This window comes from Paraburkholderia sp. BCC1884 (assembly GCF_900996225.1).
Classification (GTDB): Bacteria; Pseudomonadota; Gammaproteobacteria; order Burkholderiales; family Burkholderiaceae; genus Paraburkholderia.
On the sequence record NZ_CAAJGL010000011.1, the window covers coordinates 82947 to 104023 of the forward strand.

19 protein-coding genes and 1 pseudogene are annotated in these 21077 nt (G+C 63.0%); 9 read left to right on the forward strand and 11 right to left on the reverse strand.

What is annotated here, in order from left to right; all coding sequences use genetic code 11:
- Window positions 1-3: 3 nt before the first annotated feature.
- Genes FQ705_RS00405 through FQ705_RS00425 form a run of 5 tightly spaced genes read right to left on the reverse strand, consistent with a single transcriptional unit; the run spans window position 4 to window position 3087 of the window.
- Entirely contained in the window at window positions 4-651 is a 648-nt protein-coding gene (locus FQ705_RS00405; protein ID WP_260854349.1) for a fumarate hydratase C-terminal domain-containing protein, read from the reverse strand.
- Complete coding sequence (locus tag FQ705_RS00410) at window positions 641-1549, reverse strand: fumarate hydratase (protein ID WP_144137499.1); 909 nt, start codon at window positions 1547-1549, stop codon at window positions 641-643. The genes FQ705_RS00405 and FQ705_RS00410 overlap by 11 nt, the downstream gene beginning before the upstream one ends.
- Window positions 1550-1571: 22 nt before the next feature.
- On the reverse strand, window positions 1572-2015 hold the full coding sequence (sdhC, locus tag FQ705_RS00415) for a succinate dehydrogenase, cytochrome b556 subunit (protein WP_144137500.1): 444 nt from the start codon (window positions 2013-2015) through the stop codon (window positions 1572-1574).
- Window positions 2012-2356, reverse strand: coding sequence for a succinate dehydrogenase (locus tag FQ705_RS00420; RefSeq protein ID WP_144137501.1), 345 nt, complete (start codon window positions 2354-2356; stop codon window positions 2012-2014). Before FQ705_RS00420 ends, sdhC begins: the two co-directional genes overlap by 4 nt.
- Window positions 2353-3087: a succinate dehydrogenase/fumarate reductase iron-sulfur subunit gene (locus FQ705_RS00425; RefSeq protein ID WP_144137502.1), complete on the reverse strand. Its 735-nt coding sequence runs from the start codon at window positions 3085-3087 to the stop codon at window positions 2353-2355. The genes FQ705_RS00420 and FQ705_RS00425 overlap by 4 nt, the downstream gene beginning before the upstream one ends.
- A 250-nt stretch (window positions 3088-3337) precedes the next feature.
- Here FQ705_RS00425 and FQ705_RS00430 point away from each other — a divergent pair, with 250 nt between their 5' ends.
- Entirely contained in the window at window positions 3338-4093 is a 756-nt protein-coding gene (locus FQ705_RS00430) for a GntR family transcriptional regulator (RefSeq protein WP_144137503.1), read from the forward strand.
- A 58-nt stretch (window positions 4094-4151) separates the two neighbouring features.
- On the opposite strand, the gene FQ705_RS00435 is transcribed toward FQ705_RS00430, so the two are convergent.
- Window positions 4152-5084 carry a 2-hydroxyacid dehydrogenase gene (locus FQ705_RS00435; RefSeq protein ID WP_144137504.1) on the reverse strand — a complete coding sequence of 311 codons (933 nt, stop codon included), beginning with the start codon at window positions 5082-5084 and terminating at the stop codon, window positions 4152-4154.
- 186 nt (window positions 5085-5270) lie between these two features.
- Here FQ705_RS00435 and FQ705_RS00440 point away from each other — a divergent pair, with 186 nt between their 5' ends.
- Entirely contained in the window at window positions 5271-6776 is a 1506-nt protein-coding gene (locus FQ705_RS00440; RefSeq protein WP_144137505.1) for a diguanylate cyclase domain-containing protein, read from the forward strand.
- A gap of 87 nt (window positions 6777-6863) precedes the next feature.
- Here the strand turns inward: FQ705_RS00440 and FQ705_RS00445 are convergent, their stop codons facing one another.
- On the reverse strand, window positions 6864-7166 hold the full coding sequence (locus FQ705_RS00445) for a putative quinol monooxygenase (protein ID WP_144137506.1): 303 nt from the start codon (window positions 7164-7166) through the stop codon (window positions 6864-6866).
- Between the two features lie 239 nt (window positions 7167-7405).
- Between FQ705_RS00445 and FQ705_RS34380 the strand changes: the two are divergent.
- Window positions 7406-7561: pseudogene (locus tag FQ705_RS34380) on the forward strand (VOC family protein); the annotation flags it as partial.
- 18 nt (window positions 7562-7579) lie between these two features.
- Here the strand turns inward: FQ705_RS34380 and FQ705_RS00455 are convergent.
- The gene (locus tag FQ705_RS00455) at window positions 7580-8548 is read right to left on the reverse strand and encodes an AraC family transcriptional regulator (RefSeq protein WP_144137507.1); all 969 of its coding nucleotides are present in this window, start codon (window positions 8546-8548) and stop codon (window positions 7580-7582) included.
- A 319-nt stretch (window positions 8549-8867) separates the two neighbouring features.
- On the opposite strand from FQ705_RS00455, the gene FQ705_RS00460 reads away from it, so the two are divergent.
- Window positions 8868-9920: an NAD(P)-dependent alcohol dehydrogenase gene (locus tag FQ705_RS00460; RefSeq protein ID WP_144137508.1), complete on the forward strand. Its 1053-nt coding sequence runs from the start codon at window positions 8868-8870 to the stop codon at window positions 9918-9920.
- Window positions 9921-10558: 638 nt separating this feature from the next.
- Window positions 10559-11515: a LysR family transcriptional regulator gene (locus tag FQ705_RS00465; protein WP_144137629.1), complete on the forward strand. Its 957-nt coding sequence runs from the start codon at window positions 10559-10561 to the stop codon at window positions 11513-11515.
- Between the two features lie 7 nt (window positions 11516-11522).
- On the opposite strand, the gene FQ705_RS00470 is transcribed toward FQ705_RS00465, so the two are convergent.
- On the reverse strand, window positions 11523-11861 hold the full coding sequence (locus tag FQ705_RS00470) for a hypothetical protein (RefSeq protein ID WP_260854361.1): 339 nt from the start codon (window positions 11859-11861) through the stop codon (window positions 11523-11525).
- Entirely contained in the window at window positions 11825-12760 is a 936-nt protein-coding gene (locus tag FQ705_RS00475) for a hypothetical protein (RefSeq protein ID WP_144137509.1), read from the reverse strand. Before FQ705_RS00475 ends, FQ705_RS00470 begins: the two co-directional genes overlap by 37 nt.
- Before the next feature lie 125 nt (window positions 12761-12885).
- Here FQ705_RS00475 and FQ705_RS00480 point away from each other — a divergent pair, with 125 nt between their 5' ends.
- The 4 genes from FQ705_RS00480 to FQ705_RS00495 all read left to right on the forward strand — a co-directional run bounded on the left by FQ705_RS00480 (window position 12886) and on the right by FQ705_RS00495 (window position 19840).
- On the forward strand, window positions 12886-13731 hold the full coding sequence (locus FQ705_RS00480) for a M15 family metallopeptidase (protein ID WP_144137510.1): 846 nt from the start codon (window positions 12886-12888) through the stop codon (window positions 13729-13731).
- A 250-nt stretch (window positions 13732-13981) separates the two neighbouring features.
- Entirely contained in the window at window positions 13982-17881 is a 3900-nt protein-coding gene (tssM, locus tag FQ705_RS00485; RefSeq protein ID WP_144137511.1) for a type VI secretion system membrane subunit TssM, read from the forward strand.
- Window positions 17878-18870 (forward strand): type VI secretion system-associated protein TagF, encoded by a 993-nt coding sequence (gene tagF, locus FQ705_RS00490; protein ID WP_144137512.1) that lies wholly within the window; start codon window positions 17878-17880, stop codon window positions 18868-18870. Before tssM ends, tagF begins: the two co-directional genes overlap by 4 nt.
- Window positions 18871-18874: 4 nt before the next feature.
- Entirely contained in the window at window positions 18875-19840 is a 966-nt protein-coding gene (locus FQ705_RS00495) for an OmpA family protein (protein WP_144137513.1), read from the forward strand.
- Window positions 19841-19932: 92 nt separating this feature from the next.
- Here FQ705_RS00495 and tssA read toward each other — a convergent pair whose 3' ends face one another.
- Entirely contained in the window at window positions 19933-21054 is a 1122-nt protein-coding gene (gene tssA / locus FQ705_RS00500; RefSeq protein ID WP_144137514.1) for a type VI secretion system protein TssA, read from the reverse strand.
- Window positions 21055-21077 lie beyond the last annotated feature (23 nt).

Here is a 21077-nt window from a genome sequence, read left to right on the forward strand (position 1 = left end):
CTCTCAACCGCGAATGCCGAGCGACGCGAGCACCGCGTCGCGCTGCGTGCGCGTGTTCTGTTGGACGGCTGTATAGAGGCTGTCGCCATGGCTATCCATGGCTACCAGCAAGGGGCCGAAGTCGCGAATCCGGAAGCGCCATAGCGATTCGGGATTCAGATCGTCCAGATCGACGTCTTCGATCTGCTCGATCCAGGTGGTTTCGAGCGCCGCCGTGCCGCCGACGATCGCCAGATACACGCCGCCGAATTCCGCGAAGGCCGCGCTCGACGCCGCGCCCAAACCGCCCTTGCCGATCACCGCGCGTACGCCGTAGGTCTGCATCAAGGGCGCGGTGAAGCGCTCCATGCGCGCCGAGGTCGTCGTGCCGATACACACAGGCTCGTATCCGACCGGATATTGCGGTGACACCTCGACGCGCCGCACGTTCGGCGCGGTATGGATCACCGCGTGACCGTGCAGATCGAAACGGGTCGTGCGGCCGTGATCGAACATGTGAATCTGCGTGGCGTCGCGAATGCCGAACAGGGTGCGGTTGAGCGTGACCCGATCGCCGATACGCAGCGCACGGATTTGCGCTTCGCTCGCGGGCATGTCGAGCGTGTGATGCGTGCCGCTGGCCGGTGCCGCCATGGGCGTTTCAGTAACCATATTCGACTCCCTGCGCGGTCACGGTGGCACGCGCCCGGCGCGCCGAATGGCACTGCATGTTCACGGCCACGGGATTCATCGTGATGTGGGTCGCGGCCAGTTCGACATGCACGGCGAACGCGGTGGCATCGCCACCGAGTCCTTGCGGGCCGACACCCAGTTGATTGACCGCCGCCGACATCTGTTCTTCGAGCGCCGCGCCATGCTCGTCGCGACAACGCGTGCCGAGCGGGCGCGTCGCGGCGCGTTTGGCGAGCGCCACGCACAGGTCGGAGGTGCCGCCCACACCCACACCGACGATGGTCGGCGGACAGGTCTTGCCGCCTGCATCGACGACGCAATCGATCACGAAGCGCCGGATCGCGTCCACTCCTTCAGCGGGAATCGCCATGCGCAGAAACGAATTGTTCTCCGAGCCGCTGCCCTTCGGAATCATTTCGATGGAGAAGGTGCCGGGCGTGTCGTCGAAATCGATGTGGATCACGGGCACCTCGGCGCCGCACGAACTCTGCTCGTTGTGCCGCGTCAACGGATGAACCACCGACGAGCGCAACGGATGCTCATGTGTCGCGCGAGCACAGCCGCTGCGAAGCGCAGCCTTCAGGCGCATACCGTCGAACGTCACGCCGTGGCCCAGCGTGACGTTGTAGATTGGCAGGCCCGTGTCCTGGCAGAGCAGATTGTCGTTCTGCTCGGCGACCACGATGTTCTGCCGCATCGTGCCGAGCACACGCCGCGCGGTCTGGTTGCGTTCATCCGCTTCGAGCCTGGCGATGCCTTCCTTGATATCCGGCGGCAACTGCTTGAGCGATCTGATATAGAGCGTTTTGGCGATCTCCTCGACCACTGCGTAGTCGATCGTGAACTGGGTTGCCGATGTCGTCGTGGTGATGTCCATTCAAGCCTCTTTGAACGCGCGCTTACAGAGTGAGCGACAGCGCAAACGCCATACCGATGACAAACGCGCCGCCCGCCGTCAGCGCGATCAGATCCTTGCGCAAGCCGCTCCACGGCCTGAACTCGATCAGCAACAGCCGCACGCCGCCGATCAGATGCGCCGCGAGCAGCGTGACGAGCCCCCATTCGGCAAATACGAAGGCCGGCGAGCGGGTCACGGCGAGGAACGATTCGAAGCGGGCCGCGCCGTCCAGTGCCGTGCCGAGCGCCCAGAAATGGGCGGGGAGAAAAAACGCCAGCGCGAGACCCGACAGCCGATGGACCATGAAAGCCCACCACGCAGGATGGTTGCGGGCGCGGAAGTCGAGTTTGCGGCCGGGGACGGCGGTGCGCGCGGCAGCATGCGTGGCGATACACGTGGCGGTGCGCGTGGCAGCGTGCGTGGAGTTGCGCGTGGACGTATTCATGCCGCGCCCCCGCCGATCAACGCATACACCGCGCGCAAGCCCGCCAACGCCAGCGCCACGCCGATCAGCATGCTCACCCGCGACGCCCAAACGCCGCGCCAGTTCAGCCACTCATCCGCGATACGGCGCAAGCCCACCGGCACATGCACGGCGGCGGCGATCACGAAGACCGCGTAGAACGCGCCCCACGCGAGATTGCCATGCAACCGCGCGATCACGTCCAGCGCGCGCAGGCCGCCGTGGACCACCCAGATCATGGTCGCCAGATGCACCGCGACGCATAGCGTCAACACCATCGCGGAGACACGCTGCCACCACCATGCGTTCAGGCTCCCGTTCATCGCGAGCCTCCTTTCGGCTGTGCACGACCCGCGCGTTTGAGACCCGCGATGCCGGCCGTCGGCGACAACGACTTCGGGCAACGCTCCGTGCAGGAGCCGAGCGTGTGGCACGAGTGACAGCCGGCGTCGGTGGCGACAGCCTCGTGGCGTGCGCCCTGCTGCCTGTCGCGCACGTCGTTGACGAGCGTCCAGGCGCGATTCAACGCGGCCGGGCCGAGATAGTCGGGCTTCCAGCCGACCACGTCGCAACTGGCGTAACACACGCCGCAGCCGATGCATTCGATGCCGGCATCGGCGGCCCGTCGCTCGGGCGACGCAGGATCGATCCGTTCGAGCGGCGCGCTGCGATCGCGATTGCCCACGAAAAAGCCTTTCGCATCGCGCCATTTATCGAAGAAGTCCGTCATGTCGACGGCGAGATCCTTGACGATCGGCAGATGATTCAGCGGTGCGATTTCAAGCACGTCGCCGGGATGGCGCAGCACCTTTGCCACATGCGTGCGGCAGGTCCAGCGCGCGCGGCCGTTGACGGTCATCGCGCAGGACCCGCACATGCCGACGCGGCAGGCGAAACGATAGGACAGCGTGGCATCGAGATGACGCTGAATGTGCGTGACGACGTCGAGAACGGTTTGGCTCGCGAGACGCGGCACCTCGAACGGCTCGAAGGCGCCGTCTTCGGCTCCACGCCAGACGCGCACGCTCAGCATCTCGCTGACGGATGACGGCATAGGGGAAATGGCCCGGTTGTTCTGACGAGAGTGACTGGCTGAACATCAGATTAGCGCTGCGCCGGTGCCGTCGAAAGCCAGTAATTCTTGGCTCCAGAACAAGGGTTTTTTGGGCTCGGGTCAACCCGCCGTTGTGAACCGACAGAATCTATCTCATCTAGATGGGCTAGATGAGTTTTGTCGTTTAAAATCGGTACAGATCCACCCTACGCGAGTCATGTCGTGCGACCCGCGCATTCCAGAGGTTTTCATGAGCACGCTCGCCATCAACCCGCCGGCATTGGGCGGCACGCGGTACAAAGAGGTCAAGAGCGCGATTCTGGCGGCGCTCTCGGCGGGCGAATGGAAAGGCGGCGAGTGCATTCCGTCGGAAAAGCGCCTCGCCGAGCGCTTCGGCGTATCGATCGGCACGCTGCGCAAAGCGATCGACGAACTCTGCGCCGAGAACATCCTGATCCGTCATCAGGGGCTGGGCACGTTCGTGTCCATGCATCAACGCGACCGGCATTTTTTCCGCTTTTTCCGCGTGGTCCGGCGCGACGGCGATAAAGCCTATCCCGTGGTCACCCTGCTCGACTTCAGGAAGGCCCGCGCATCGCGTGAAGCCGCTGCCGCCCTCGGGGTGGAAACCGGCGCGCGCGTGTTCCAGTTCGTCAACGGCCTGGCGCTGCACGGCAAAACGGTACTGATCGAACATATCAGCGTGCCCGAAGCGCACTTTCCGGGACTGACCGAAGCGAAGCTGCGCAACCGGCCGAACACGCTCTACAACTTCTATCAGGACGGGTTCGGCATCAACGTGGTCGAAACCGACGAACGTGTGAGCGTCGGTCTGGCGAGCGAACTCGAAAGCGCCAAGCTGGGTATCGCACTCGGCGCACCGCTGCTGGAGATCAGACGGGTCGCCTATTCGTATCACCGTAGCGCCGTCGAATTGCGGGTGTCACGGCTCAATACGGAAGAGTACGAATACATCGGCGCCACATCGGGCGCCGACGAGAAGTAAACGAAAGCCGCCGGGCGCGGTGGCGTCAGGTCGGCATTCAGTCGGCATTCAGTCGGCATCAGATCGGCGTCAGCACAGGCTCGCCCGCGAAATGCCGCTGCGCGTTGCTCAGAAAATTATCCACCGAGGCCGTGATCGTTTCCGGCGAGCGGCCGCCCACATGCGGCGTCAGCACCACATTACGCAGCGTCAGCAAGGCCTCGGGCGGATGCGGCTCGCCTTCGTACACGTCGAGCCCCGCTCCCGCGATCGTGTTCGCCGAGAGTGCCTGCGCCAGCGCGGCGGTATCCACCACACTGCCACGCGATACATTGACCACGAAACCTTGCGGGCCGAGCGCCTCCAGTACCTCACGGCCGATCAGATGTTGCGTGCCCGGCCCGCCCGGCGTCGCGACCACCAGAAAATCGCACCACTGCGCGAGCCCCGTCACGCTGTCGAAGTAACGCAACGGCGAGCCCTCACGCGGCTTCCGATTGTGGTAACCGACTGTCATGTCAAAGCCCGCGCCGCGCCGCGCGACCTTTTCGCCGATATTGCCGAGCCCGACGATGCCGAGCCGTTTGCCGGAAACGTTCGGGCGCATCGCCAGCGTGTCGCGCCAGATGCCCTGCCGGGTCGCCTGATCGAGTTGCGGCACGTCGCGCACCACGGCGAGCAGCAAGGCGAACGCGTGATCGGCCACGCAATGGTCGTTGGTGCCCGCGCCGTTGACCAGCACGATGCCGCGCTCGCGGGCGTGGTCGACGGGGATGTTTTCATAGCCCGCGCCCAAGGCGCTGACCAGTTCGAGCTGCGGCATGCGGTCGATGTCGGCCGCGGCGAGGCCGGTCGTGCCGTTGGTCAGCACGGCGCGGATCGTCTCGCCGTGAGCGTCGAGCGCGGCCGGCCGCTGGGCGGCCTCGGGCGCGTAGACGAGGTCGAACGCGGCGGCGAGACTGGCGCGGCTTGCGTCGCCAAGTTGGATCAGAACCAGCAGGATTGGCTTCATAAGGGCGGTTGGGGTTGGCACGGGATAGGTTCGGACCAGTGTAGCAAGGCTGCCAAAGCCTTGCCGGAGGCCGCGCGCGGCTCTTACAGAGGGCGTGGCGCAAAAAAAACCCGCCTCGGCGCGGTTTCTTTTCAGTCATCGCCCAACCCGCCTTAAAATAGCCGCACCTCCGACCCCGAGAACTCCATGCTGGATACCTTCCCGCGCGGCTCTGCGCCCGCCCACGACGCCCCGAAGGACATCTCCCCGGGGGACGATTCCGAGATGTTCGAACTCGCGCCCGTCTCGCTCTGGCTCGAAGACTTCAGCGGCGTGCGCGCGCTGTTCGACCGGTGGCAGGCCGAAGGCGTGACCGACCTGCGAGCCCATTTCGCCGAACATCCGGCTCACGTAGCCGAATGCGCGCACAGCATCCGCGTCCTCAAGGTCAATCAGAAGACGCTCGCGCAATTCGAGGCGGCCGATTTCGACGCGCTCACCAGCAATCTTGCCTCGGTCTTCCGCGACGATATGCTCAAGACCCACCTCGAAGAGCTCTGCCAGCTGTGGGCCGGTCAAACCAGGTTCACCAGCCAGACGGTCAATTACACGCTCGGTGGACGGCGGCTCGACGTGCTGCTCAAGGGGGCGGTGCTGCCAGGCCACGAGGCGCGCTGGGATCGCGTGCTGGTGTCGGTGGAGGACATCACGGAACTGGAACGCGCGCGGCACCGCATGACGCTCGCCGAGCAATACGTGCGCGGCCTCTTCGAGCATTCGCCGGTGTCGTTGTGGGTGGAGGACTTCAGCGCGGTCAAGCGTCTGCTCGACGAAGCCCGCGCAGCCGGCATCAGTGATTTCCGTGTTTTCACCGACGTGCATCCGGAGTTCGTCGAACGTTGCATGCAGGAAATTCACGTGCTCGACGTGAACCAGCACACGCTCGACATGTTCGCGGCCAAAGACAAGAAAACGCTGCTGTCGCATCTGCCCGACGTATTTCGTGACGACATGCGCCCGCACTTTCGCGAGCAACTGGTCGATCTGTGGGACGGCAAGCTGTTCCAGCAGCGCGAAGTGCTCAACTATTCGCTCGACGGCAATGAAGTGCACGTGCATCTGCAGTTCTCGGTGCTGCCGGGTCACGAAAAGCATTGGGATCTGGTGCTGGTGGCGCTCACCGACATCACGGCACGCAAGAAGGCGGAGGCCTACCTCGAATTTCTCGGTAAGCACGATGTGCTGACCAAGCTGCGCAACCGCTCGTTTTACGTCGACGAACTGAACCGGCTCGAACGCAAGGGGCCGTGGCCGGTGACGATCGTGATGGCCGATCTGAACGGCCTCAAGCGCGTGAACGACCAGCTCGGTCACGCCGCCGGCGACGCGCTGCTGCGCCGCGCCGGCGAAGTGCTCGCCAAGGCGATCGACGCGCCGTTGCACGCGGCGCGCATCGGCGGCGACGAATTCGCGATCCTGATGCCGAACACCGACGAACGCGGCGGCGCCGCCATGATCGACGCGATTCTTCAGCTGGTCGAGATGAACAACCAGTTTTACCCCGGCTCACCGCTGAGCTTTTCGATGGGCGCGGCGACCTGCGAGCGCGGCGACCGGCTCGAAGCCGGCGTGCAACGCGCCGATCTGCTGATGTACGAGGAAAAGCGCGCGCACTACGCCAATCAGCCGCCGGCGGATACGGGCGGGAACTGAAGCGAACCAGGCGCGGGGGAATTCGGCGCGGCAGGAAAACACGCCGCGCCGAAGGGACGCACGAAAGCGTACGACGCTGCGGCTCTCTCAGCCCGGCAACTTCGCGGCCAATACATCGACCTTGTGAATCTCGGGCGGCGAGGCCAGCAACTCACCCGCCTTCGCCATCAATGCCGCCGCCACCTTGCCATTCAGGTGCGCATCGCGGCCGGCTTCGTCGGGAAACGCGTCGAAAATCCCGTACGTGGACGGCCCCATTTTCAATCCGAACCACGCGGTGGTAGCGGGCTCTTCCTCGACGAGCGGCAAGCCGCTGAGCAGGAACGCCTCGACTTCCTGTTCCTTGCCGGGCTTGGCTTCGAGACGAACATAAAGTGCGACTTTGACCATGGCACTACTCCTGATGTGAAGATTCACCCAATGGACACGTCCTGTCAGGCTACGGAACGCCCGACAAAGCGCGGCGAAACACGCGGAGCCGCTCAGCTATCGGCGAGTATGGAAGCTCATCGGGAAAGTATAGTGACGTTACGGCAGCGCATCCAAAGAAGACCCTGAACAGCGAGCAATGCGCGGGCCACACCGCGCCAATCAGGAGCGGCAGTCATGCTTTCTCATGTAGGCGTCGGCGTTGCGAGGGGCCGCCCGGATTACGCCCGCAGTATCACGCGAACTATGACGGGGCCTATTTCCGCGATCCGGACGGCAACAAGTTGTGCGTTTGCTGTCATGAGCCGGAAATCCTCGCAACCGCAGCAGCCGAAGACGGTTGCCCAGACCGCTAGCTGAACGCGCACACCGACTTAAACGGCAGTCACATAGCGCGCCACCGGCTTCACCACGCGCGGCGGCGGCGCATCGTACACCGTGCGCATACGTTTGACTTCATCCACCGGGCTCAGGCCGAACAGGCGCTTGAACTCGCGGCTGAATTGCGACGCGCTTTCGTAACCCACACGCGCCGCAGCCGCGCCCGCATTCAAACCATCCTGCACCATCAGCAAACGCGCGTGGTGCAAGCGCGTGGTCTTTACGTACTGCATCGGCGAAGTCGCGGTGACGGCTTTGAACTGCGCATGAAACACCGCGAGACTCATACCGGCCTCGGAGGCCAGCGTGTCGACGTCGAGCTCACCGTGATAATCGGCATGAATGCGGCGCAGCGCCTTGGCAATCCGCCCGAAGTGATTCTGATGCGAGAGCGCCGCGCGAATCGCGCCGCCCTGCTCGCCCGTCAGCACGCGATAACAGATTTCGCGCACCACGCCGGGCGCGAGGATACGCGCATCGAGCGGCGACGCCAGTGCTTCCATCAAACGTTGCACGGCGTTGCTCAGCGCCGGATCGAGCGCCGTCGAATACACCCCGAGCGGCTCGTGTTGCGTGCTGCCTTGCGTTTCGTTCAACGCCATCAACAATTCGGCCACCATGGTCAGATCGACGCGAATCGAAATCGCGAGAAACGGCTCCTCCGGACTTGCCTCGGTTTCGCATTCGAAGGGCAGCGGCACGGAGAGCACGAGATATTGCTGGGCGTCGTACTGGAACACCTGATCGCCGAGATAGCCGCGTTTGCGCCCCTGACAAACAATCACGATACTCGGCTCATACATGACGGGCATGCGCGGCATCGGCGCATTGGCGCGCATCAGATTGACGCCCTCCAGGCTCGAGCGGGTGAACCCCGGATTGGGTGCGAGCGCGTCGAAGAATTCGACCACGCGCAGTTGAGCGGCGTCGGTCGAGACAGGTTCAGCGGGACGAGTGGACATGACGATATAGTGACGCACAAGAGAATAATGCTTGAAATTTAGCACCAAACGATCTACTGCGCTGCTCGTCAGGAGTTTTAGGCAAACCTTCAAGACATTCAGGTATTCCCGGGGTCGATCCCGACTCCTATGATGGGAACCCTGCCGGATCGACTTTTCCCGTGCCGCGCCGGGCCCGGTTGCCAGTTCAACGCTTCGGCGAATTCGGCAACTTCCGCTGGCGCCGCGATCCCGGTTTGCGACAAGGTTGGCCGCATCGGCAACGCAGGTTGCCTATCGCCGACGCCTTGCATCATCACCCTCTTTGCTGGAGCTACCCATGAGCACGACTTATGCCTATGCAGCGACCGACGCTACCGCGCCGCTCGCTCCGTTCGAAATCCAGCGGCGCGAACTGCGCCCCCATGATGTCCAGATGGATGTTCTGTTTTGCGGTGTGTGCCACTCCGATTTGCATCAGGCGCGCAATGAATGGAAGAACACGGCTTATCCGGTTGTGCCGGGTCATGAAATCGTCGGTCGCGTGAGTGCGGTTGGCGCGGACGTGTCGAAGTACAAGGTTGGCGATCTGGTGGGCGTCGGCTGTCTGGTGGATTCGTGCCGGACTTGTACGAGCTGCCAGGAAGATCTGGAACAGTATTGCGAGAACGGTTTTGTCGGCACGTATAACGGTGTCGATCGTGTCGATGGACAGGTCACCTACGGCGGCTACTCGACGCAACTGGTGGTCGACGAAGCGTTCACACTGCGCGTGCCGGAGAACCTCGACCCGGCGGGTGTAGCGCCGCTGCTGTGCGCGGGCATTACGACGTATTCGCCGTTGCGCACCTGGGGTGCGGGTCCGGGCAAGAAGGTCGGCATCGTCGGTCTGGGCGGTTTGGGCCACATGGGTGTGAAGCTGGCCCATGCGATGGGTGCACACGTCGTGCTGTTCACGACGTCGCCTTCGAAGATCGAAGATGCGAAGCGGCTTGGCGCGAATGAAGTGGTGATTTCGAAGAATGCTGAAGAGATGGAAGCGCATCTGAACAGCTTCGATCTGATTGTGAATACGGTTGCCGCGCCGCACGACCTGAATCCGTTTTTGAATCTGCTCAAGCGCGATGGAACGATGGCGCTGGTGGGTGCACCGGAGCACGATCATCCGTCGCCGCAAGTGTTCAATCTGATTTTCAAGCGCCGTCGCCTGGCGGGGTCACTGATTGGCGGGATTGCCGAGACGCAGGAGATGCTGGATTTCTGCGGCGAGCATGGAATTACTTCAGATATTGAATTGATTCCGATGCAGGGGATTAACGAGGCTTATGAACGGATGCTGAAGAGTGATGTGAAGTATCGGTTTGTGATTGATCTGGATTCCTTGCGGAAGTAAAGGTTGGGGTTTCCGCGCTGCGGGAGATGGTTTTTTGCCTGCGGCGCGGGGTGTTGGGTTGGGCTGGGTTGGGCTATTACCCGATCTTTTTGGTGGTTGGTTTTTGTCCTGGTTTTTAAGGGTTTTTTCTGTCTGACCAAGGTTTTTTTTGGGCCTTTCCTTGAGGTCACGGTGGTCTATCAGCGTTGCCCCTGTGCGGGGCGGCACTCACTTTCTTTGCCGCCGCAAAGAAAGTAAGCAAAGAAAGCGGGCTCACACCGCTAACTATTAAGCGGGTCCCCCGCGCAGCCACGGTAGTGGCTCATCTGGAATCCGTGCACTCGCACATTCCGCATCAGTGACACAGCAGTCATACCTCCCGTCTCGCGCGTTGCGCTCGTCGGAGCGGTCACGCCACATCGAACGGTTTTTGCATTGCCCGGGGCGCGCGTGCCCTCGCCGGAAGCATGACGGCTTTGTCACGAACATTGAATGGGCGAGGGCACGGATTCCAGATGCACCACTGCCTCCTCCACGCAAGGGGGCCGCTGATAGACCACCATGACTTCAAGGAAAGGCCAAAACCAAACCCTGATCAGACAAACCAAAAGCACCGCACAGAAAAAAGACCAAACCCCACTTTTACTGGAGAACAAACCGTGATCGACAGAATAACCGCCATGCGAACATTCATCCGAATCGTGGACACCAACAGCTTCACCCGCGCAGCGGAATCCCTCAACATCCCGCGCGCCACCGCGACCACCATCGTTCAGAATCTGGAAGCACTCCTCGGCACCGCGCTCCTCGCCCGCACGACGCGGCGCCTCAGTGTCACGCCCGAAGGTGCGGCCTACTACGAACGCTGCGCGCAAATTCTCGCCGACATCGACGAAATGGAAGCCAGCATCCGTCACGCCACGGATAATCTCACCGGCCGCCTGCGCATCGAAATGCCCGGCGCCGTAGCAAGCGCTATCGTCCTACCCGCACTGGACGATTTCCACGCCCGCTTCCCAAATCTCGATCTGGCCATCGGCGTCAGCAATCGCACCGTCGACCTGATCTCGGAAGCGATCGACTGCAGCATCCAGCTCGGCGAATTGCCCGATTCGAATCTCGTCGCGCGCCAACTCGGCACGCTCGAACACGTCACCTGTGCCAGTCCGGCCTATCTCGCCCGCTACGGCACGCCCGCCGATCTCGACGATCTGCGCGGACACGTTGCCGTCAACGGCATGTCGCCGCTGAACGGCCGCGAAGTGGATTTCGATTTCGAAGTGGACGGAGAAGCGCAGAGCGTCAAGGTCCAGGGCTTCGTCAAGGTCAGCGATGAACAGGCCTATCTCACCTGCGGACTTCAAGGCCTCGGACTGATCCAGCCCGCGCGTATCGCCGCCCAACCCTATCTCGACTCGGGACTGCTGCGCGAAGTACTGCCGCAATGGAAACCCGTGCCGATGCCGGTTTCGGTCGCGTATCTGAAGAACCGCCGTGTCTCGCCGCGTGTGCGTGCCTTCGTCGACTGGCTCGCCGAGTTGTTCGAAAAGGCCGAACACGTCGATCAGGATCTCTCACGCGTGCGCCAACTGTTGCGCGGCCTGCATCCCGCCTGAGGCGGGTTCAGCGCTGGCCCGCAGCAGCACCGGGAATCAGCTTGCGACGGCGCAGGTCATCGAAAATACTGAAGAACATCGTCTCCGTATCGACAAATTCGTGAAATCCCAGGCGTCGCGCTTTCGAGCCATCGCCGAACATGTCGTAGTCCCACGAAAACACGAAGTCGGCAAAACGCCATGAGGACACCGCCTCGTAGGGCACGGGCTCCAGGCCATATTTTTCGGCCATGGTCTGCCATAGCGGCGCCTTGTCGGCCAAGATCGAAGACCGGCATTGACGCATGACCGGAACAGCCCGCGGGTCGATCAGGGCTGACGCGCCTGCGGTGACGAACCCGGACACGCCGGATCTTTGCCCCAGTGGCCGTCACACACGCGCCAGCGGCACAACTGGTCTTCGAAGAAGCCACGCTGGCCGCACTCCTTCACGCGCTCGGCCAGCTTCGCATTACCGCCGCCCGCCGTCGCGCTGACCTTCGTGGCCGCATTGCCGCCCGTTGTTCTGGCATCGGCCGGTTTGGTCCTTGCGACGAGCGCAGCCAATAGATCGGCATCCGAATCATCTTTCGATGCCGTACCGGCAGCACGCGATTTCTTCGACTGCGCGACGGCCGTAGGCGTGCTCGCATGATGGCTGGCCAGTGGCTCTTTCTTGCCGTGGACGCTTTCATGCTTTGCGTTGCTGGCGACTGCCGTAACCGTCTTGCCGTGCTTTGCCGTGGGCACCGCCGCAGTCGATGCCGCCGTTGCCGACGCGACCGGGGTCGGCGCGCTGCTCGGCTCGGCGCCCTCCGCGAGCGCGCGCGACAGGCGGCTCGCATCGTCACCGCCTGACGCCGCCGAGGGCGTCGCGGCAGTTTTGCTGTCGCTATCGTCCGCCACGATCGTGGCTGCCTGCGAGGATGCCGCCGCCGGCGCCTCCGCTTTTGCGACGGCTTGCGCCGCGCCGCTCGCGGCCGGCGCAGGCGCGGCGGTCTTCACGACATTGGCCGGCGCAGCCGCCGCCAGCGACTCGGCTTGCGTGCGCTGTTGCATATGCCATGCACCCCAGCCGCCCGCCGCGATCACGAGCAAGGCGACCAGCAGCAGCGGCGCTTTCGATCTACGTGGGTTGTCCGTGGGCGCGGCAACGCGCCCTTCGAGGTTCGCAAGAATTCGCGAACCATTGCGATCAGCGCCTTTAGCCTTATCGGATAACAGGCTAGGCGGGGCTTTGGAATTCGAACTTTCCGGCGCACTCATTCACTGTCTCATTGAATCCTGGATTATTTCGCCGTGATAATACGTTCCGGCTCGTCTCCGAGCAGGCCTGATTCTAAGAGCAAGCATTCCAAAATACAATTGTTTCCAATTCCCGGGGTTCAGCTTTGATTGCCGTAGTACTTCTCACCTATTTCGCCATCGCTGTCGTGATCGCCGCAATGTTGCTATTGCCGCCAGTTCGCGCCTATTTATTAGGCATGGCCGTCGTTATTCAAGGACGTGTTATGCGCGGGGCATCGCGCAGCGCTTCACGTGCTCGCGGTCAATTAACTCGCTCGGCAAAAATTTCGCAATCGACTGCTGTCGATATGAAAAAGTTACTCGTGAAGCGGCGCTTGCTGATTTTTAGCACCGCAGGTATTCTTGCGACGCCGCCATTGGTGGCATTGGCATTACGCGGCCGGCAATTATTCCAATTCGATGACACTGCGCGAGTACCGGACGAGAAAATTGCCGCGCTATTGAACGGCGAACAGCTCGTGCCCCCGCCGCCACTGCCGCCCGAGGTTTTCGCAACGCAGGAAGTCGAGCAGATTCGGCCCGCGCTTAAAGACGCGAGCCGTGACTGGAATTTGCTCGATGCCGATTTCAGAACCCGTTTATTGCTCGTCTACAAAATCATGCATGAGCAGTACGGGTACGAAATGGCATTGCTGGAAGGTTATCGCAGTCCGGAGCGGCAAAACCGGCTCGCGCAAATGGGGGGTAACGTCACCAATGCCGCTGCGTTTCAAAGCTATCACCAATACGGTCTTGCCGCGGACAACGCCTTTTTGCGCGACGGCAAGCTCGTCATTTCAGAAAAAGATCCTTGGGCCATGCGCGGTTATCAGTTATACGGCCAAACCGCCGAACAGGTCGGTCTGGTGTGGGGCGGCCGCTGGAAAATGATGGATCTGGGGCACGTCGAATATCACAAACCCGGCTTCGTCATCGGGCGCGGTCATTAAGGCCAACGGGTAATAAAAGAGGTGGTCAATGGGGCGTTCAATCGAATTTTCCGGCAAAAAGCGGCAATGCCGCACACATATCGATATTGCCCGGAGCGTCGTCGCCGCGAGCGGCTCCAGCGCATTTAACAATTTATCCCCATTCGCGCCCGCCTGAATATGCTTTCGTTTTATTTCAATTGCCGCACGCGCGCGAGGCTCGTTGCCACACCCCGCGCCACGACATTCATCACCAAGACCTGAACGGCTTATGCGACGCATTCTCAACGTGTTGACCCACCCACGCACGCTCTCGATCATCGGCCTGCTCGCGCTCGCTGCGGTTTTATTCATCGGCGCCGATACGCTGCAGATCGATCCGATGTGGCCTGCCATCATCCTCGGGGCGGTGATCGTGCTGTGCTTGCTGGTGTGGGCGGTGCGCCGCCTGCGCGCGCGGCGCGCGAACAACAGGCTCGGCGAGATGCTGGAGCAGCAGGCGGAGAAGCCGACTGAAAGCGGCCCGGCTCCCACGCCCGCCCGTCAGGCCGAACTCGACGTGCTGCGCACGCGCCTCGTCGACGCGGTCAAGACCATCAAGACCTCGAAGATCGGCCAGGTCTCGGGCGGCTCGGCGCTATATGAATTGCCGTGGTACATCGTGATCGGCAACCCGGCGGCCGGCAAGAGTAGCGCGGTGCTCAACTCGGGCCTGCAATTCCCCTTCGCCGACAAGAACAACGCGGTGATTCACGGCATCGGCGGCACGCGTAACTGCGACTGGTTCTTCACCACCGAAGGCATTCTGCTCGACACCGCCGGCCGCTATTCCGTGCACGAAGAAGACCGCACCGAATGGCTCGGCTTTCTCGGCCTGCTCAAGCGCTTTCGCCCGAAGGCGCCGATCAACGGCATCATCGTCACGGCGAGCATTGCCGAGCTGACCAGCAGCAAGCCCGAATTCGCGATCAATCTCGCGAAGAACCTGCGCCAGCGCGTGCAGGAACTGACCGAGAAGCTCGAAGTGTTCGCACCGGTGTACGTGATGTTCACCAAGGCCGACCTGATCACGGGCTTCACGGAGTTCTTCAGCGGCGGCGAGCGTCATGAATACGACCGCGTCTGGGGCGCTACCCTGCCCTACGAGCCCGACGAAAAGCGCGACGTGGTGGGTCTGTTCGACGAACACTTCGAAGCGCTGTACGACGGCCTCAAGGAGATCAGCGTCGCGCAGATGTCGATCAATCGCGGCAACAAGCTCTCGCCGGGCCAACTGAGCTTTCCGCTCGAATTCTCGACGATCAAGCCCGCGTTGCGCGCGTTCCTCGCCACGCTGTTCGAAACCAACCCGTTCCAGTACAAGCCGATTTTCCGCGGCTTCTACTTCACCAGCGCCTTGCAGGAAGGCGAAACCAATAGCGCCGCGGCCACCCGCATCGCCAACCGTTTCGGCCTGAGCGCCGACAGCCTGCCCAAGCCGCATAGCGCGTTCTCGAAGAACGGCTTCTTCCTGCGCGATCTGTTTTCGAAGGTGATCTTCGCCGACCGGCAGACGGTCCGCCAGTTCGCGAGCCCCGCAAAGACGCGCATGCGTTACGCCACCTTCTTCGGCTTCGTCGCCGTACTCGCACTGGCGCTCGGCGGCTGGACCTGGTCGACGGTCAACAACGAGCAGCTCACGGCGAACGTGCAGGCCGACCTCGACAATGTCGTGCGTCTGCAGCAGAACCGCAACGATCTGCAATCGCGCATGCAGGCCATGGACGTGCTGGAAGACCGCATCGACCAGCTCGAACAGTTCCGCCGCGACCGGCCGCTCGCCGTGTCGCTCGGGCTCTATCAGGGCGATCGTCTCGAACAGCGTCTGCTCACCGAGTACTACAACGGTGTGCGTCAGATCATGCTCGACCCGGTCTCGCAGAATCTCGCGTCGTTCCTGAAGGACGTAAACGCGCATCCGGACCAGCTCGCGCCGCTGAACCGCGCGCCGGACGCGGCCGCCGTGCCCGTGTCCGCGCATACGGCAATGGCCGCGAACGGTCAGGGCGGCCTCTATAGCGACGCGTCGCCGACCAACGTCGAAGACGCTTACAACGCGCTCAAGACCTACCTGATGCTCAGCGACAAGCGTCACGTGGAAACGGCCCACCTGACCGATCAGGTGGCCCGCTTCTGGCGCGGCTGGCTCGAAACCAATCGCGGCAACATGCCGCGCGACGAGATGATCCGCAGCGCCGAGCGCATGATCACCTTCTACCTCTCGCGCGTGTCCGACGACGACTGGCCGATGATCGACCAGAACCTCGGCCTCGTCGACCAGACGCGTGAAAACCTGCGCCGCGTGGTACGCGGCATGCCGGCCCGTCAACGCGTCTACGAGGAAATCAAGGCACGGGCCTCGACCCGCTTCGCGCCGATGACGATTGCGCGCATCGTCGGCGAAAACAATACGGCGCTGGTGGCGGGCAGCTATGCGATCCCCGGCACCTTCACGCGTGAAGCGTGGTTCCAGTACGTGCAGCCCGCGATCCGCGACGCCGCCACCAAGGAACTACAGGCGAAGGACTGGGTGCTCAACACCTCCGCGCACGACGACCTGACACTCGAAGGCAGCCCCGAGCAGATCCAGAAGGCGCTCGTCTCGATGTACAAGACGGAGTACGCGATGCACTGGCAGAAGTTCATGCAAGGCATTGCGGTGCAGAGCTTCGGCAGTTTCGCTCAGGCGGTGGATGCGATGAACCGTCTCGGCGACCCGCAGGATTCGCCGATCCGCAAGGTGCTCGAAACGGCTTACGACCAGACCTCGTGGGACAACCCGTCGCTCTTCAACGCGAACCTCAAGCGCGCGCAGACCGGCGTCACCAGCTGGTTCAAGAACTGGTTCTCGCGGGCGCCGACCGGCCAGCTCAACGCCAACATCGACATCAACGGCAATCCCGTCGAAATGCCGATGGGTCCGATCGGTCAGGAGTTCTCGGCGCTGGGCCGCATCGTCCAGACCGGCGACAACGGCTCGATGCTCAAGGGCTATATGGACACGCTGTCGAAGGTCCGTACGCGCTTCAACGTGATCAGGAATCAGGGCGATCCGGGACCGGGCGCGCGGCAGCTGATGCAGCAGACGCTCGACGGCAGCGGCTCCGAGTTGGCCGATTCGCTCAAGTTCGTCGACGAACAGATGCTCACGGGCCTCACCGATTCGCAGCGCAAGGCTCTGCGTCCGCTGCTGGTGCGTCCGCTGATGGCGGCGTATGCGGTGGTGATCCAGCCGGCCAGCGTCGAAGTCAACAAGGTGTGGAACGCGCAGGTCTATCAGAACTTCCAGGGTTCGCTCGCGAACAAGTATCCGTTCGCCGGCGACGCGAAGGTCGAAGCCGGTGCGGGTGAAATCGCCCAGGTGTTCGGTCCGGACGGCGCGATCGCCAAGTTCGTCGGCACCACGCTCGGGCCGCTCGCGGTGCGCCGTGGCGACACGCTGACGGCACGCACGTGGGGCGACATGGGTCTTGCGCTCACGCCCGACTTCACCAATGGCTTCGCGCGCTGGGTGGCGCCGCTCGCCGGCGGTGCAGCGGCTGCGTCGGCAGGAGCGGGTTCAGGCTCGGCCGAACCGCAGACCGTGTTCCAGATTCTGCCGCAGCCGAGCAGCGGCACCACGGAGTATACGCTCGCGATCGACGGCCAGCAGATGCGTTACCGCAACACGCCGCCGCAGTGGACCAACTTCGTGTGGCCGAATCCGTCGGGCTCGCCCGGCGCCACGCTGAACGCGACGACCTTCGACGGCCGCACGCTGCAACTGGTCAACGAACCGGGTCGCTACGGTCTCGAGAAACTGATCAACTCCGCGCAGCGCAAGCGCCGCCCGGACGGCACCTTCGATCTGTCGTGGACGCAAGGCAGTGTGACGGTGGCGATCAGCATGCGCATCATCAGCACGTCGCAAGCTTCCAGCGGCAGCAGCGATGCGCCGCAACAGCAGAGCCTGCGTGGTCTGCGCCTGCCCTCGTCGGTGGCGGACGTGAGCGCGGCGGCCAATTCGGTCAATGCGACAGCAACGGGCAGCGCGGGCAGTGGGAGCCCCGCGCCCGCCATGACGCCCGCGTCGCAAGCAACGCGGCCGGCCACGGCCGCCGCTGCGGTTTCGAATACAGGGGGTGCGCAATGACGCAAACCGTGCAGGCGCAGATCGCCTACTTCGGCAAGATTCCGTCGCGCGGCGACTTCGTCAAAAGCCCGCATAACCCGCAGTTGCTGGCTACGCTCGACAGCTGGATCGCCGAGGCGATGGAATTGCTCTCCGATGATCCGCGCTGGAAGATCGTCTACGAGAACGCCAGGCCGATGCACTTCGCGTTCCTCGGTTCGCGTAGCAAGCTGGCGATTGCCGGACATATGGTAGCGAGCCACGATCAGTCCTCGCGGCGTTTTCCGTTTCTGGCCGCGACCGCGCTGGAAGTCGAAAAGCCGCTGACCTTCCTCGCCCGCAGTCCGCTCGCGTTCGCGCGCCTGTGGTCTCGTGTCGCCTCGCAGATGAAGCCGCTGCTCGGCGCCAGCGAGCCGGCCGGTGCGCTGCAGGCGCTGGGCGACACGCAGGTGCCGATCGAAACCGGCGCAGGCCCCGGCAATCCGCATGACGGCACGTTCAACGACTTCGTCGAGCATCAGACGCTCTCCGGCCTCGAACAGATGCTGCTCGCAAGCGGCCATCCGGTGCGGCTGCGCGGCGCGATGCTGGCGCTCGGCTCGCTGCTGCGTCCGGTGATGCAAAGCGGCTCGTCGCATCTCGAACGCGGTCTGACCTTACCGCTGCCGAACGATCCGTTCTATCGCAGCCTCGTCGCCGCATTCTGGCTCGAACTGATTGCCCCGTTCGTCGCGCAGGCGGATTTCGAACTGGCGATTTTCATCGGCACGATTGCGGAGCGCGAACGGCTCATCATCGGCTTTAACGGCGCTTCGGCCAGGACGCTGCATAGCGTGGTCGATCCGCAGTCGTACGCGGCACATAACATCGATATCGACGATCCCGAGTGGATCGACGAACACGCACAAAACGATCATGGCATCAGCAAGCTCGTCAGTTACCTCGACCAACCGCAACTGTCGCTGCGCGTCAGCATCGACACGTTCCGCGAAGCATTCACGGGAGCGTGACACGATGCTGAAGCACTCCACTCGCATGGCCGCGCTGCTCACCTCGCTGCTGGTCAGCGCATTTGCTCATGCCGACAACGACGGTCCGGCCCGCGTCACGCCGGTCGACAACAGCGGCGTTTCGATCCACACCACGGTTCTGCCTGCGCCTTCGTCGGCACTAGCGGGCAATGGCGGGGCCGCCGGGCCTGCCGTCACCACGGCCGAGCTCGCCAGTGGCACGACCGGCGCCGGCACCGGCGCGGTCACCGCGGCACCGCCGCCCGCCAACGCAACGCCGGGCCAGGTGGTGGTCGGCGGCAAGGTGCCCGATGAAGCGACCAAGGCGGCCGTGCTGGCGAAACTGCGCGACACTTACGGCGCAGCGAATGTCGTGGATCAGATCGAAGTGGCCGACGTGGCCACGCCGCCGAACTGGTCCTCCAACGTGCAGAAGCTGATTGGGCCGCAACTCAAGCAGATCAGCAAAGGCCAGTTGAAAATCGACGGCACGCAGATCGACGTAAAAGGCGAAGTGCACAACGAATCGCAACGACAGCAACTGGCGAGCGATATGGCGAATGCGCTGAACCCGACCTACACGATCAAGAACGGTTTGCGCGTCAGCACCTCCGAACAGGGTCTGCTCGATCAGACGCTAGCGAATCGCACCATCGAATTCGAAACCGGCAGTGCAACGCTCACGCCGCAAGGCCGCGCGATTCTGGATCAGATGGCGGCCGCGATGGCGAAGATGGCGACGCGGACGGTGGCGATCATCGGCCACACCGACAACTCGGGCAATCGCACGTCGAATATCGCACTGAGCCAGGCGCGGGCGGATGCGGTAAAGGGTTATCTGGTCGCGAGAGGCATTGCCCCGCAACAGATGACGACGACGGGCGTCGGCCCGGATCAGCCGATTGCGTCGAACGATACGACCGATGGCCGCGCGCGCAATCGCCGGATCGAATTCCGCGCGGGGTCTTGAGTTAGTGCGCGCCTCGGTGCGCGTGTCGAAAAAAAGCCTGACTTCGTCTTGCGGTGAAGCCAGGTTTTTTTATTTGCGTCGAAGCTATCGTGTCAGCTGTTCTCTTCCGGCTTCACGCCCAGCAACTCGCGAATATGCGCGAGCGAGCCGTCGTCCTTGACCACCGTCGAGAGCCATTGATGTAACGACATGTCCGCCGCTTCCGCGGCTTTGTCGGCGAAATAGGCGGCCGGATTGTGCGGCTCCGTGGTGCGGAAAAAGCGCGCCACCGCGCGCAATTGCGCGACGGCTTGCGCGCGGCTCTGGATTCCTGCAATCGGGCTGCTCGGCATGGTCGTCAACACAGGTTCCTCGCGTTGCGCTGCGGTCTTGAAGGTGGGCTCGGCGCGTTCGTGTTCGGGTTCGTTCGGCGTGGCCGCAGCAGCTGTTTTCGCGGCGGCTGCCGTGTCGGCATTCACACCCAGTTCGCGGGCAAAACGTTCGACTAGCCGGAAGACGCTCTCGTACGCCTCTTTCGCCTGACGGAAGCTCGGCGCGGAATCGGCCGCGCGCCGGTCGAGTTCCTGTTCGAGCGCGAGCAGCGCGGCTTCGAAAGCTTTCAGGTCTTGCAGCAATGCGGTATAGAAAGCCGGTGGCGTGGCGCGCTTCGATGCCTCGATCTGCTCGATCGACGGCTTGCCGCGTGCGATATCGTCGGCGTGATCGGGATCACGCCTGATCGCTTGCGCGACGTGCGTAGCCACGTCCCAGTCCACCGTGCTATACGAACTGCCTTGCGCCGACGTGATCGGCATGGCGCGCAACAGGTCGCCGGTACGCCCGACCAGCCATGCGACATTGCCGAGGCGATACTCGGTGTCGTCGCCGTCCGGCAGCGGATGCACGGTGTCCCAGTAACGCTCGCACAGTCCGGTCAACAACGCATAACCTTGCGTCAGGCCGCCGATACCCTCTTCGATCGCCAGCGCTTCGGTCAGCCAGACCGCGAGGCGCAGGTCCTTGGTCTGCATTTGCAGCAGACTGCTCGAACGCGCCACCACGAAGGGCCAATCGGCCTCCTTGATTTCCGTGACCCATTCGCCCTGATCGAGCGATGGGTCTTCGAACCGGCGCGCGTGCTGGATCGCATCGAAGTCGGCGGAAAACAGCAGGTCGTCGCCACAAGGCGAGGTGTCGCTGACCGGTTCCAGCAGCGTGTTCAGATTAGTCGGCATGACAGCAACTTTTTAATTATCCA